This window comes from Enorma phocaeensis, from assembly GCF_900186505.1.
GTDB lineage: Bacteria > Actinomycetota > Coriobacteriia > Coriobacteriales > Coriobacteriaceae > Enorma > Enorma phocaeensis.
Window position 1 is genome coordinate 111,487 of record NZ_LT891970.1, and the last position, 13,557, is coordinate 125,043.

Below are 13,557 nucleotides of genomic sequence, written 5' to 3' on the forward strand. Positions count from 1 at the left end.
AACGGCATGGGGCTGCCCCCGTGACATGGGGCCGCTCCCCGTGGCATGAGGCTGTCTCGTGACATGAGGCCGCCCCCGTGTCATGATTGCCCCATTGCCAGCAGGTTCTTCCAACCTAGCAAGGAGAAGCAATGTTCAACATCGTCCTCTTCGAACCGGAGATTCCCGCCAACACGGGCAACATCGGCCGTACGTGCGTCGTCACCGGCACGCGCCTTCATCTGATCAGGCCGCTCGGGTTCTCGCTCGATGACAAGGCGCTTCACCGCGCGGGCCTGGGGTATTGGGAGAACCTCGACGTTGCGGTCTATGAGAACTGGGAGGACTTCCTCGAGCGCTGCGGACTGGCGGGCGCGGCGCAGCAGCCGCAGCTCCACCTCCTCACCAAGAAGGCGCAGCGGCTCTATACCGAGGCGACGTATCGCAACGGCGACTACCTGGTGCTCGGCAAGGAGAGCTCCGGCATCCCCGAGGAGATCTTGGCAGCGCATCCTGCGTGCTGCGAGCGCATCCCCATGCTGCCCGATGCGGAATCGCTCGACAACGCCGCGTCGTGGAAGGCGCCTGCGGGCGAGGACCTGGAGCACGAGGCGCTCAAGCGGCAGGATATCTGCGGCAACTTCATCGACCCCAACGAGGTGCGCATCAGCGCGCTCAACCTGTCGAATGCCGCGGCCGTGGTGCTGTACGAGGCGCTCAGGCAGGTCGGGTTCAGGGGGTAGCAAGGCGCGCCGAGACCGACGTGCCCGCCGCTCACGCGCCCGCTATTCCAGCGAATCGATCCAGCGTTCCGCGTCGGCGAGCGGGGTGATCATGCGGTCGCCGCCCGTGGAGTCGAACTGCACGCTCATGCCGCGCTCGACCTCGCGCTTGCCCTGATCGACGACCCCCTGGTAGTCGCCCGGATAGGGATCGACGGTCTCGATTGCCTCGATGTCGGCGCCGAGCGCCGCCGCCATCTCGGCTATGCGCTCCGTGTTCCCACAGGACGGCGAATAGTAGACGACGAGGATGCTCTTGATGGCCTCCTAGATGGGTGTTGGATGTGGTATGCCACCATTCAACTGCTTGGAGAGTTAGGTCGAAGTCAAGGGCGACATCTGACGGTCGAAAACATGGATGAAACTTCAAATCGCTGCAGTTGCCAGCACGTGAGACACACTGTCGACCGATAAAGCACCAGCTACGCTCGAACGAAAACGGGGCAGAACCGCTCTCGCAGTCCCGCCCCGATAAGCCCGAAGGCTTTGTAACGCACCATTAGTTTAGCAATCCAACGGCATCCGTCAAACGGCGCAGCCGGCACTGTGGAAAACCCTTGCCGCGCACAAGGGAACATGACAGGACAGATTCGACGGGTCCGGAAATGACCTCTGCTGCAAGTCAGCGGACCTCGTATTATGCCCGATCGCCCCAGGATGGCAATCTGGAGACTGGTTGCAGATTGCTGCCCCAGCATCAAACATGTCTGCACGTACAGCCCTGGTACCCCTAGCGCCTGCAAGGTCGCCATCAAACATATGCCGTCCATCACCCAACAACGTTGCGGAAGCGCATCGGCTTCAGAGACGAATGGTCCCTCAAAACTTCCCTTGTGCTCCTCCGAACAACTCCACAAACACACCCCAACTTCCACGGTGAGCGTAGAACGGGCGTGTTTATCGCCTACCAAGGAGCAGGTATGGATCCCTATTTGATGTATCTCTTGGCGGTCAATGCTGTCGCGTTTCTCGCCTTCACCATCGACTTCCTGCTCTACAAGTTCGCAGACCGCGAGTTCGTGGATCATCGCGTGCTCAGTCTGTTCGCTGTGGCGGGAGGCGTTGGTATGCTCCTGGCGTTCCTCCTGTGGGACCGGCATGCCATCAAGGACAACGTAGCGTGGCGCTTCGTCGCAGTGCTGGGCATCATCGTTTGGGCGCTCGTCACGCCGTGCGTCTACGGGGTGGTCAGGCTCGATGTGGAGGCCCTGCTCGCTCCGCTCAACCTTGGGGCGCTCGTTCCCATCGGCATATACGTGCTCGTCATGAGCGCGGTCACGTTCTGCGTTTTCGTTTACGACAAACGGCAGGCTGAGCATGGCGGCTGGAGAGTGCGTGAGTTCGCGCTCCTCACGCTCCCGCTCCTCGGCGGGGCGCTCGGCGGCCTTCTGGCGATGCATCTGGTGCGCCACAAGACGCGGGTCTACCACTTCTCGTGGGGGCTCCCGATTATGATCGCCCTCCAGGTGGGATTGGTTGTCTACGCGCGCCTCGCGGGAATCATCTAAGGAAGCACGTTGCTGGATGGAAGAGGTGCCGACATGAATAGACGGGCTGTGGGCGCATTCGCGCGTGGATTTAGGGAAGAGCTAGAGAGCCGTGGGATCGCCGCGCTCGAGAAGTTCGACTGGGCAGGCGGCTTCTCCGGGCTCGGATTCGACATGGACTGCGGACACTCGTACGAGGAGGCGTACGGTCTCAGCCTCGGCAGCGCCCGCGACATCGGCGAGGGGCTCTCGCAGGCTGACGACATGGCGGTGCTGGGCAACGCGATCTTCTCGCAGTGCCGCTACCTCACGCATTGGTCGTACGGATACGGCGAAGAGGACGTCGCGTGGCTCGCCGCCGCGCTGGGGCGCTTGGAGGAGCTGGCAAGCCCTGAGAACGCCTCCGGCATGGTCGTGGCCTACCGCTTCGAGGACGCCGTGGAGGGGGCCGTCAGGAGCTTCTGCGAGCGCGCCCTGCCCGACGAGGAGCCGCCCGCGTTCGTGGAGTACGGCGCGCGCGACACGGGGGCGCTCGACGCCTACGTGGACAAGGTGACGCTCGTATGGGACGACGAGCGCGGTCGCTGGGTGCCCGCAGGACGCTCCTGAACCATGCGCGGCGATTCGGCGTCGGTTCGGTTGGTCAGGTAGCCGTCACTGGCCCGCGTGTGCATCGCCGTGCGCGTGCGCCGCCTGCCCTGAACGGCTGACCGGGTGCGTGCAGACGGCCGGGCTGCGGGCAAACCCCGGCAACGTAGCGCGCGGCCGAACAGGCAGCTAGGACTGGCGGCGCAGAAAGACTATCTGTCTACAGCCCGATTGATTGCGGGATCTGAAGTGCCTCCCGGTCTTTGATGAAGATTGTGCTATTCGCTAACTTCTCTCCGCCTCTCATGTGGTGTGCGCTATGATTCTGATTGGTTATAGGTATATCCCTATATACTCAATGTATGATGTCGTGGCGGTGATTGGAGTCCCATGCCCACCGATGCCCAAAAGCGGGCCGATAGGAGATACAAAAGGGATAAGACGCGTCAGATCTGTCTGCGTTTCTATCCCGCCGACCGGGACGTCTGGTCGTTTCTCTCCGCACAGGACAACCGGCAGGGCTACATCAAGGGGCTCATCCGCCGCGAGATGGAGGGATGCGCTAGAGTAAGCGGCGCAACGGATGCGGAGGGGCATGACCATGGCACTGCAGGTTGACAAGGCTTCCGTCATCCAGCCAGAGACCATCTTGGACTACATCGACGGCACCACACAGCGGCGAGACACACCCGAGGAGCGGGTGCGGCAGGAAATCCTGAAGTCGCTCGTGCGCGAGCACAAGTACAAAAGAGAGCAGATCGGGGTCGAGTTCCCCATCAAGTTCGGGAGCAACCGCAAGAGGGTTGACATCGCCATCTGGCAGCCCAGGCAGGAGCACACGCAGGAGAACATCTTCATCGTCGTGGAGTGCAAGGACCCCAAGACGAAGAGCCAGGGCAAGAGGGACGGCGTGGACCAGATGCTGTCGTATGCCGCTGCCTGCGCAAACGCGCAGTACGGCATGTGGACCAACGGCGACGAACTGCTGACATACCGCCTCATCACAGACGAGTCCGGCAGGAGGACACACGAGACGGTAGCGGATTTGCCCCACGCCGGCGAGGAGGTTTCCGAGGACGCACCCCAGTGGGGGCAGCTCCGTCCCGCCGCGAGCGACTCGCTGCTCTACGCGTTCCGCAGGTGCCACAACTACATCGCCGGCAACCAGGGTATCCAGAAATCCGACGCCTTTCTGGAGCTGCTTAAAATAATCTTTTGCAAGATTCAGGATGAGCGCGACTCACCTGCGCCGACCTTCTACATCACGCCCGTCGAGCGGCACAGCACCAGCGGCAAAAAGCGGTGCCGCAAGCGCCTTGAGAGGCTGTTCGGTGCCGTGAAGGGCTCCTACAAGAGCATCTTCAAGGCCGACGAGCGCATCGAACTGACCGACGACGTGATCGCCTACATCGTCGGGCAGCTCCAGATGTTCTCGCTGCTCGAGAGCGACGTGGACATCAAGGGGCACGCGTACGAGACCATCGTGGGGTCGAACCTTCGCGGTGACAAGGGGCAGTTCTTCACACCTCGCAACATGTGCAGCATGATGGTGCGGATGGTGGACCCCTCCGAGGAGGACGTCATACTCGACCCGGCCATGGGGACGTGCGGCTTCCTAGTGACCGCCATGAACCATGTCATCGAGAAAATCAAAAAGTCGGTGGATGAGAGCGGCCGCAAGGAGTCCACGAGGGACAAGGTGGTGGAGGAGCGGAAGAAGGCCTTCCTTCAGCACAATATCGTCGGCATCGACTTCGACCCCATTCTGGTGCGCGCCTCAAAGATGAACATGGTCATGAACAACGACGGCGCGGGGCAGCTCTTTCATGCCAACTCGCTCGAGCCGTTCTCGGCGTTTTCGTCCGAGATGCGCCGGGCGCTCAGGCTCGATGCCGAGGACGTGAAGGAGAACAAGACCCTTACTGTGGACCACGGTGTCACCGCGATCCTGACGAATCCGCCCTTCGGCTCGAAGATCCCCATCGACGATCCCGAGATCCTGAAGACGTTCGACTTTGGCCATTCGTGGGTGTGGGACGAGGCCGAGCTGGAGTGGGTCATGGAGGACAAGCTCGTCTCGCGCCCGCCGGAGATCCTCTTTATCGAGCGGTGCGTTAAGCTGCTTGAGCCGGGGCGTGGCGTGGCCGCAATCGTCATCCCCAACGGCATCCTTGGCAACCCAGGCCTCGGCTTCGTGCGGCAGTGGCTCTTCCGCCATACGTGGATATTGGCATCTGTCGATATGCATCCAGACACGTTCCAGCCCAACGTGGGCGTGCAGACGTCGGTGCTCGTGGTGCGCCGCCTGGACGCGCGGGAAGAGGCGTGGTTTGAGAACGGCTCGATCATGGACTATCAGATCTTCATGGCCGTATGCGACCACGTGGGGCACGACAAGCGCGGCAACACCACCTACGTGCGCGACGACGACGGCTACCCCATCGTACGCGAGCAGACCGATGCGGTGACCGGCATCGTCGCCTCCGACGACGAGAGCGCTCACGCCTCGACGGAGCGCGTCGTGGACGACGACACCGGGGCAATCGCCAAGGCGTTCCTCGAATGGCGGCGGGACCAGTGAGCGAGAAGATCACGGCAAGGCCGGTGAGCGTTTCCGCCATCCTCGGCGGCGACATCAGGTTGGAGGCCTCAACCTATCTGCGGGACGGGTATGGGCTCACGCGCCTCGCCCGGCAGACACCGGGCTGCTCCGTTTTGGGGGAGTTGGCGGATATTTGGCAACCGAGCAGGCTCGCTGGTTACGAAATGCCTGCCGGCAAAGGATTGCCGTTCATGACCGCTGGACAGGTCTTCGAGGACTTCCCGCGAGTCAGGAAGTGGCTCGCCAAGCCGTTCGTCTCGCAGGAGCAGTCGAGATACGTCGATTCCAGCTGGCTGCTCCTATCATGCTCCGGCGTGGTCGGCAAGGTGACCGCTGTCTACCCACATCACCTCGGCGTGGTCGTCACGCATGACCTCCTGCGTATTGTGCCGAAGGACGAGCGTGAGTACGGATGGCTCTACGCCTACCTGAAGACGGATTTCTTTATGAAGGTCGCGCAGGCGGCACAGTACGGTCACATGATCAAGCACATCGAGGTGGCCCACGCGAAGACGTTCCCTGTCATCATGCCGGAGGATGTCGTCAGGAGCGAGATAGGCTCCATCGCCGTCGCCGCGATCGAGCGCCGCACTCGCGCCTGGCAGCTCCGTGACGAGGCATTTAAGCTATTCGAAGAGCTTGTCGGATGGGACAGTGCAACGGCGGCTAACGCGAGTGAATGGCACGGGTCATTTCGAGTTTCGGACATTTTCAAAGGAAGGCAGCGTCTCGATGCCGGGTACTATAACGGCCCTATCGCGCGAATCCAAGAACTGTTTGCGGGCCACCCGACAAGCAAGCTCAGCGATGTAACGACATTTGCCTCGGACCTTCCACGCTTTGCTCGCACATACGGAGAGAGCGGGATGCCCTACGTGTCCGCATCGGAGCTCTTTGACGTTAACGCCAAACCCACGAAGATGATTTATGCCAAGCTGATTCGTGGATGGGAGCGTTACGTCCTCCATGATGGCATGATTGTCATGGCGTGTTCCGGTCAAAAGTACGGCATCCTGGGCAGGTCTCTCATGCTCACCGAGAACCACGAGGGACTGTTCGGCAGCCATGATCTTCTTCGCATCGTCGTCAATCCCTGCGAGATAATGCCTGGCTACCTCCTCACTTTTTTGAACGATCCCGTTCTCGGTCGTCCTTATGTTGTGCGCAACGCCTACGGCACGTCCATTCCGCACCTCGACCCGTCAGATATTCAAGCGATACGCATTCCTCGTCTTGAAGAAGCGAACGAGAACCGCATCGCCAACCTCATGGACGAGTCCGTCAGGCTCTCCGCCGAGGCCGACCGGATGGAGAACGAGGCCGTGCGGCGGGCACAGGAGCAGATTGACCTCTCGATTGGGGTGACTCCGGCGGAGTAGGGTCCGGTTTCGGGGGCAGAACCCCGCACTTTCCAAGTAGCCGGAAAAAGCTACTTGCCACGGACAAGACGATCATGCGGAATATGTCTTGCTACATCACTTTCATTTTTCGATAGAAATTGCTATTCTACTTACAAAACATAGTCGTGTAAGGAGACATCTTTGCAGAGTTTCAGTGCCTACACCAGTCATGAGATTGAAATCCTCGCGCCGCTCGGCGGTCCCGCGTTCGGGGAGCGTGTGGTCAAAGCTATACGTACCGCCGACGCTGCTGCCTATAACGGCAGCAGCGCCCTGTTCGAGGATGTTGGTAGCTGTGACGTGGTCGGCGACATCCGTCGCGCGAAAATAAACGAGGCCATTGGGGGTGTCGCGACGGCCATGGGGCTCTCTTGTCATTTCGAGAAGCCCGAGAGGCAGCGCTACCATACTCCGGTCATCACCGCGGACGGCACCGTACTCACAGTAGCTCGCATGTACGGACACAATCGAGTTTCTCGACCTTCGGGACTTCGCTGCGACTTAGCGCAGATGCGCTTCGAGCTATTCGACGGAATGGGCGACATGACCTCGGCGCCAAACGATAACGTCCGTGTGCTCATCTTGGCATACGAGGTCGGAATTGCGGGAGACAGCCCCATCGTTACCGACATCGAGCTTCAGGAGGTTGGAACCTCCCCTGAACTGGTAACCTATCGGATGAATCTCGCCGCGAAGGTCGAATCGCGCTCCGTTGCCGACCATGAGGTCGTGTACGACGACTTCGACATTAAGCCAAAGGAAAGGTTGTTGAGGAAGCATGCCTAATCTAGGGTTCCAAGGGAGGCGGCTTACGCAGGCGCGCAAGGCGCGAACCATGACCCAAAAGGCGCTGGCACAGCTTATCGGAAAGACCTCTCAAACGGTATCTCAGTATGAGAGTGGAACAATCGTCCCTCCGGTTGAGGTAGTCGAGTCGATAGCACAAGCCCTGCAAGTCCCCGTCGAGCTGCTGTACCGGCCTTGGGTTGATCATGGTTCGAACCAGCCCATTTTCTATCGATCCATGTCTGCTGCCACCAAAAAAGCGCGCGGCGCTGCCGAGAGCAAGTTGGAATGGATCGATGACTGCGTAGCGTATTTCGAATCGATGCTCGAGCTCCCAGAGTATTCGCCGTTCGATATCGACGTGCCAAGTGACCCTGCGCGTATAACGGTAGACATGATCGAAGACGCGGCCGCTTCGGTCAGGTTGGCTTGGGAGGTGCCCAAAGGACCAATAGACAACATGGTTGGCCTTCTCGAGAAGCATGGCTTCTTTGTGTTCATGATGCCACTCAATGCCGACACGCTGGATGCGCTCTCCGTTGATTGGAACGAGAAACATCCCTATGTTATTGTTGGAACCGACCAGGGCAACGCCTGTCGATGGCGCTTCGATTGCGCGCACGAGCTGGGGCATCTCGTACTCCATCAAGGCGTTGACGCAACGGCTTTATCGACACCGGCGATCTGCAAACTCATCGAGACTCAAGCGCATCGCTTCGCCTCGGCGTTGCTTCTTCCCGAGCAGGAGTTCGTTGAATCTCTTTATAGCGTTAGCCTTGATGGGTACCGTGAGCTCAAGCCGTACTGGAAGGTCTCAATAGCCGCTATGGTGCGCAGAACCAGAGACCTTGGCATCATCAGTGAAGACGGCTACAGGAATTTATACATCTCCATCAGCAGACGTAAGTGGCGCAAGACGGAGCCCTTCGATGAGGAAATGGCCCCGGAACGCCCGGCCTTGGCTCGGAAATGCCTAGACATCATCACAGGGTCGATAACGGGGTCAGAGGATGAGTTTGTAAAGGCAACGGCACTTCCTGGAGACTTCATGATGATGCTCTTTGGAGGTTGCCGTAAGGTCCCGCACACTGGGTGGGGGCAGGTTATCGAGCTTCCCAGCAGGTAGGATAGCTAGAGGGATGTCAGAGCTGTGGCAATCGATGCTGTGTTAGGAGGCGCTCCGAGAATGATGGAAAATGGGTCGTCGACCGAAAAGGACGGCAAGATTCGTTGTTCCGAGACCGCGAAGGGTGGTATAAATAATACCGATAGTACCCCGCACGCGCGCGGCAACGCAGCGAACCAGGCGGGGTCATCTTCTTTTCGGCCCCTCCCCGTTGCCACGACGTTCGAGCAGCAGCTTGCCAAGCTCGAAGAGCGGGGTCTCTACATAGGCGATGAGGACTTCGCCATTGCCAAGCTCAAGGATCTAAACTACTATCGCCTCCGTGGTTACTGGCTGACACTGGAGCGCGAGGGTAGGCTCGTGGAGGGTGCGAGCTTCAACGACGTCTGGGAGATCTACCAGCTCGATGCGGGGCTGCGGGAGTGGCTCTGGCACGCCATAGCTCCTATCGAGGTCAAACTCCGAACGCAGTTCGCCTACCACCTCGGTAACCGATGCGGGGTGGACGCCTACCTTCACCTCGCAAACTTCAAGAACGCGCACTCCCATGCCGCTGCTTTAAAGGGCTTCGTACGCGAGCGCGACCGGGCGTACCGGCAGGGCGTTCCCTGCGTCATCCACAACATGGACAAGTACGGCAGGCTTCCCGTGTGGGCGGCCGTAGAGATCATGTCGCTTGGCACGCTCTCCATGCTTTATGGCAACCTCGACCCCGGGGCTGGGCGCGGGGACGGAGACAAGGGCGTCGCCGCGCTGGTGGCCTCCTCATTCGGGACGAAGCCCCGCTATCTCGGGAGCTGGGCGCATCACCTGACCACGGTGCGCAACATCGCGGCCCATCACGACCGCTTCTACAACCGCCTCATGACCATCCAGCCCCTCATGCTTCGGCAGGATCGCGCGTACGCCGGGGCCAAGCAGTTCCCGACCCTGCTCATCATTAAGAGGATCTACGAGCGGTCGTGGCCGGAGGAGTGGGGGTACATCGCCGCCGAGCTCGCCGCGCTCGTCGACGCGCACCCCGGCGTCGACCTCGCACCGATGGGGTTCCCCGCAGAATGGAAGGGCGTCCTCGGCCTCTCCTGACGTGCTGAAGCGCCACGAGCACCTTATGCGAATCTGTGACAGCGTTGTAGCCTGTGCCTGATTACCGGGCGCAGGCTCTTTAGTTGCCTGCCCGATGACGGGAAGGTGACTATATGGCTGCTGATGGTGATGGCGCGAAGATGCGCATCGCGGCGCAGACCCAAGAGGACGCGGCGGCGGAGCCGGTGACGGACGCCTCAGTTGACGCTACAGGTACCGGGGACGGCTATGAGCGCGCCTTCGTCGAGCGCGACGCGCGCATCGCGGAGCTGGAGGCGCAGGTTGCCGACGCCTCGAAGAGCGCAGAGGCCGCCGAGGGGCTGAGAGCCGAAATCGCGGAAGTGCAGGCGCGAGCGAAGGTGGATCGTGTGGAGTACGAGCTGCGCCTAGCCGGTGTGCGGAACGTCAAGGCCGCGACGGCACTGCTCGACGACCACGACGGCGACGTCGCGGCGCTCAAGGAGGCAGAGCCGTGGCTGTTCGAGGGCGGAGCACCCAAGCAGGCCGGAAAGACCGGACTCCCCAACGCGGGCGCCGCGTCCGACGAGAGCAAGACGATGAAGCGGTAGCGCGAGATCGTGGGCATCGCGGACGAGGAGTAACCGATGGCCAACAGAATCGCAGCGGTCAAGAACTACACGACGATCCGAGACGAGGTGTACCAGCGCGCCGCCGTGTCGCGCTGCCTGAACTCGCCGCGCCCGCATACATAATGACACCGCGCCGCGCTCATCCGACTAGGAGAAACTGACATGCACCCCGCTTCTTCACGCAGCAAAACCTTGTCCGCACGAGCACCTACACTTTCATCAACGACCGGAATACCGTGCGCAAGGGAGGCCGAACGATGAGGTCTGTCGACATCGACGCCATGGGATCAAATCCCGAAGCTTTCTACGATATGTGCATCGCGGCAGGAGAACCGGTCGCTATCATGGAAAACGGCGAATGGGTTCTTGTCGCCATGTCCGGTGGAGCATTCAATGAGATCAAGGATGAGATACACCGTTGCAACCTGCGGGAAGCCGACCGCAAGACGGCGTTAATGCACGAGACGTTTCTTGATGCGTGACCTCGGGATAGAGCTTGGAGATTTCGGGGTCTGCGCCCGAATTACTGGCCTATCTCTTCCAGAAATACAGCAGGATAAAGGGACGCGAACCGCAGAATGGAGGAGCCATATTCTGGCGCTACACCGAGTTTCCCGATGAAACGTTCATCGCATACTCGGATATCCTGGGCAACGACACAGCGGCTATTTCCATTGAGCGCCCGCGCGATTGGGGCTCCGATTCCGCGGAGCGTTCCCTCCCCTCGCACAGATGGAGCAATATCGACGGCTTCTCTGACCATGAGATCGCAAAGCTTAACACCTTCCTGAACAACAATGAAGAGATTATCTTTGACTTCGCCCGCAATCCTGAGAACAGATGGAAAACGGCACGGTGCCAGAGACTCTCCGGCTCAATGACCCTGAGCTAGCTTATAGCTGATGAATCCGACGCGGGCGCACCGGGGCACCAATACGCCCCACTGCAGTCTCTAAGCCCCCGTATACGCATCTTCAGCGCTGTTGAAGAAATCCTGCTCGGCGAGCCAGGTGCGCTCGGCGTCCGTCTCGGGGATGTCGATGCGCTCAATCTTGAACACCACGGGGCGCGTGCCGTCGTTGCAGCAGGCGATCATCATGCGCTCGTCCGCAGTCCAGCCATGCATGATGGAGCCGCCCTGCAGGGCCGTGTAGATGTAGCGGCTGATGCAATCCCACGCCTCTGCGCAGGGGAACTTCGGGTCCAGGTCGCGCCCGAAATGCCAGAAGTCGTCCTTGCCGTCCCGGCGCTCGAACAGATATTCCTGCCCAGCCGCAAAGCACGGGCACGGCCCGCTCGCCGGATCCGCCAGATAACGCTCCTGCAACTCGGGGAAGCACTTGGTCTCGAGCACCGTCACCTTGCACTGATGTTTCATAGCTAGCTCCTCCGTTTCAACTTGCTGCGGACACTATCCCGCTCACAGGGCTCGCCCGTCTGTTGCCTAGGCTACATAAGGCGGAAACAGATACAATTCTTTTGTCGAAAGGACCCGTCGTGGTCACCCCGCGCTACCTCTACCGCAACGACTTCTCCGCGCTTCATGACGAGCTCGCGACGCTACCTCATAAGCTGCACGTGTTCGGCGCGGGCGAGGCACTCTGGATGCCCGGCGAGTACATCGAGCGCGCCTATTACACCGAGCGCGGCATCATCAAGACGGCGCTCCACGACGAGGACGGCACCAAGAAGACCATCTACTTCCATGGGGCGGACAGCGTGTTCCCCGGCTGCCATCGCTCGCAGTTCACCATCGAGCTCTCGCTCGTCACGACCGCGGTCACACCGGTCACGGCCATGGAGTTCTCCATCGGGCAGATGCAGGAGCTGCTGCACCGCAACCCGGAGTTCTCGCAGGCGATGCTCGAGAGCTACGCCCGCTACATCAGCCTGCTCATCTTCGAGAGCGCCCACCAGAGCCACCATCGCGCCCTCCAAAGCCAGCCGGAGGAGCGATCGCCTGCGAAGACCGGCTAGCGCGCATCCGCGGTCGTGAGCCCCGACCCAGCGGCGAGGCCGGCATAATCGCGAGGACCGGCAGCATTTGCGGCAGAACCAAGACGCTCGTTGGCAATCTGCTCGGCAGGAACAGCGACCGAGGCGTCAGACGGATCGAGCCCTGCGTCCACGCGCTGCATCACCGCGCGCCATTCGTCATACATGGTGGCAACATAGGAGACGCCGTCCTGGTTGAGCGCATAGCTGGGCGCCACGGTCGAATAGGTGGTAAGCGGCTGCCCCGAACCCTGGAGGGAAAGCGCATAAGAGATGATGTCTGCGGGCGCGAGATCGGTGCCGATGCTCTGAGCAAGCATAGAAACGATGCCAGGTATCTCAGTTGGACCGGAAGCGAGGACCTGGCTGATAATCGCCTCGGCGATCTGGCGCTGCGCTCTCGCGCGGCCGAAATCCCCGCCCGATACGGTATACCGCTCGCGCGCGTAGGCAAACGCCTGCTCGCCGGTAAGAACCTGCTCGCCCGCCGAGAACGCCATCCCACCGTTCCCCGCGGAGATATCTTCGGGAATGGTGACGCGCACCCCGCCGAGCGCATCGACGATCTGCTCGAGTCCCCTGAAATCCACCTCGATGTAATGAGCGATATCCACCCCGGCAAACTCCGAAACTGCGCGCACCGTCGAAGCGGGCCCGTCGTTATACGCTGCGTTGATCTTCTCCAGCGATCCATCCTCGCCGTAGACCATGGTGTCACGTGGGATGGAGACGAGGGTGATACGGGCAGCAGCAATATCGACTCGCGCGAGGATGATGGTATCCGATCGGGATGCAGCCCCGTCGCCACGAGAATCCGAGCCTATGATCAACGTGTAGAACGCCTCCTGCTGCTCGCTTTGCGCGGGTTCCACCAATACGTCCTCCAGCTCGCTGCGCTCCTCCACACCCAAGCTCATCTCCGCCTCGAGGCTCGAGATCCATGCCCATGCCACTGCCCCCGCAGCGATGAGCACAAGGAGCAGCGCCACGGATATCTTGACGGCGCGCGGGACGCGCTTGGATCGAGCAGTACCCCCTTCTTTTCTCGACGCCGTATGGCTATCCTGCTCCTGCATCCTGCTCTCGTTCGTCTCGCTGTCTTGCATATCTCGCACCCTTCTCGTCGTTCGCTACAT

The 13,557-nt window shown here is 60.7% G+C and carries 15 protein-coding genes; 12 read left to right on the plus strand and 3 right to left on the minus strand.

The features are described 5' to 3' along the window. Positions 1 to 131: 131 nt before the first annotated feature. The gene (locus C1717_RS06490; protein ID WP_102372426.1) at positions 132 to 722 is read left to right on the plus strand and encodes a TrmH family RNA methyltransferase; all 591 of its coding nucleotides are present in this window, start codon (positions 132 to 134) and stop codon (positions 720 to 722) included. Positions 723 to 764: 42 nt separating this feature from the next. On the opposite strand, the gene C1717_RS06495 is transcribed toward C1717_RS06490, so the two are convergent. After that, entirely contained in the window at positions 765 to 959 is a 195-nt protein-coding gene (locus C1717_RS06495; RefSeq protein WP_219722283.1) for a hypothetical protein, read from the minus strand. A 722-nt stretch (positions 960 to 1,681) separates the two neighbouring features. Here C1717_RS06495 and C1717_RS10695 point away from each other — a divergent pair. From C1717_RS10695 to C1717_RS06550, 10 genes are all read left to right on the plus strand, one after another. Continuing rightward, positions 1,682 to 2,269 (plus strand): DUF1294 domain-containing protein, encoded by a 588-nt coding sequence (locus C1717_RS10695; RefSeq protein WP_219722284.1) that lies wholly within the window; start codon positions 1,682 to 1,684, stop codon positions 2,267 to 2,269. A 33-nt stretch (positions 2,270 to 2,302) separates the two neighbouring features. Beyond that, on the plus strand, positions 2,303 to 2,857 hold the full coding sequence (locus C1717_RS06505) for a hypothetical protein (protein WP_146003667.1): 555 nt from the start codon (positions 2,303 to 2,305) through the stop codon (positions 2,855 to 2,857). A gap of 580 nt (positions 2,858 to 3,437) precedes the next feature. Then, positions 3,438 to 5,417, plus strand: a complete 1,980-nt coding sequence (locus tag C1717_RS06515; RefSeq protein ID WP_219722285.1) for a type I restriction-modification system subunit M — start codon at positions 3,438 to 3,440, stop codon at positions 5,415 to 5,417. Continuing rightward, a complete protein-coding gene (locus C1717_RS06520; RefSeq protein ID WP_146003668.1) occupies positions 5,414 to 6,817 on the plus strand; it encodes a restriction endonuclease subunit S domain-containing protein in 1,404 nt (467 codons plus the stop codon). Before C1717_RS06515 ends, C1717_RS06520 begins: the two co-directional genes overlap by 4 nt. Positions 6,818 to 6,979: 162 nt before the next feature. Beyond that, positions 6,980 to 7,624, plus strand: a complete 645-nt coding sequence (locus tag C1717_RS06525; protein ID WP_102372432.1) for a hypothetical protein — start codon at positions 6,980 to 6,982, stop codon at positions 7,622 to 7,624. Beyond that, positions 7,617 to 8,750, plus strand: coding sequence for a helix-turn-helix domain-containing protein (locus C1717_RS06530; protein ID WP_102372433.1), 1,134 nt, complete (start codon positions 7,617 to 7,619; stop codon positions 8,748 to 8,750). The genes C1717_RS06525 and C1717_RS06530 overlap by 8 nt, the downstream gene beginning before the upstream one ends. A gap of 60 nt (positions 8,751 to 8,810) precedes the next feature. Then, positions 8,811 to 9,836: an Abi family protein gene (locus C1717_RS06535; protein ID WP_102372434.1), complete on the plus strand. Its 1,026-nt coding sequence runs from the start codon at positions 8,811 to 8,813 to the stop codon at positions 9,834 to 9,836. Positions 9,837 to 9,949: 113 nt separating this feature from the next. Then, positions 9,950 to 10,405 (plus strand): hypothetical protein, encoded by a 456-nt coding sequence (locus C1717_RS06540; RefSeq protein ID WP_102372435.1) that lies wholly within the window; start codon positions 9,950 to 9,952, stop codon positions 10,403 to 10,405. Between the two features lie 278 nt (positions 10,406 to 10,683). Next, on the plus strand, positions 10,684 to 10,908 hold the full coding sequence (locus tag C1717_RS06545; RefSeq protein ID WP_102372436.1) for a hypothetical protein: 225 nt from the start codon (positions 10,684 to 10,686) through the stop codon (positions 10,906 to 10,908). 14 nt (positions 10,909 to 10,922) lie between these two features. Then, positions 10,923 to 11,318: a hypothetical protein gene (locus C1717_RS06550; RefSeq protein ID WP_102372437.1), complete on the plus strand. Its 396-nt coding sequence runs from the start codon at positions 10,923 to 10,925 to the stop codon at positions 11,316 to 11,318. A 60-nt stretch (positions 11,319 to 11,378) separates the two neighbouring features. On the opposite strand, the gene C1717_RS06555 is transcribed toward C1717_RS06550, so the two are convergent. Then, positions 11,379 to 11,804: a TIGR04076 family protein gene (locus C1717_RS06555; protein ID WP_102372438.1), complete on the minus strand. Its 426-nt coding sequence runs from the start codon at positions 11,802 to 11,804 to the stop codon at positions 11,379 to 11,381. Between the two features lie 119 nt (positions 11,805 to 11,923). On the opposite strand from C1717_RS06555, the gene C1717_RS06560 reads away from it, so the two are divergent. After that, a complete protein-coding gene (locus C1717_RS06560) occupies positions 11,924 to 12,403 on the plus strand; it encodes a Crp/Fnr family transcriptional regulator (protein WP_102372439.1) in 480 nt (159 codons plus the stop codon). Here C1717_RS06560 and C1717_RS06565 read toward each other — a convergent pair. After that, a complete protein-coding gene (locus tag C1717_RS06565) occupies positions 12,400 to 13,527 on the minus strand; it encodes an LCP family protein (RefSeq protein WP_102372440.1) in 1,128 nt (375 codons plus the stop codon). The genes C1717_RS06560 and C1717_RS06565 overlap by 4 nt on opposite strands. Positions 13,528 to 13,557: the final 30 nt, after the last annotated feature.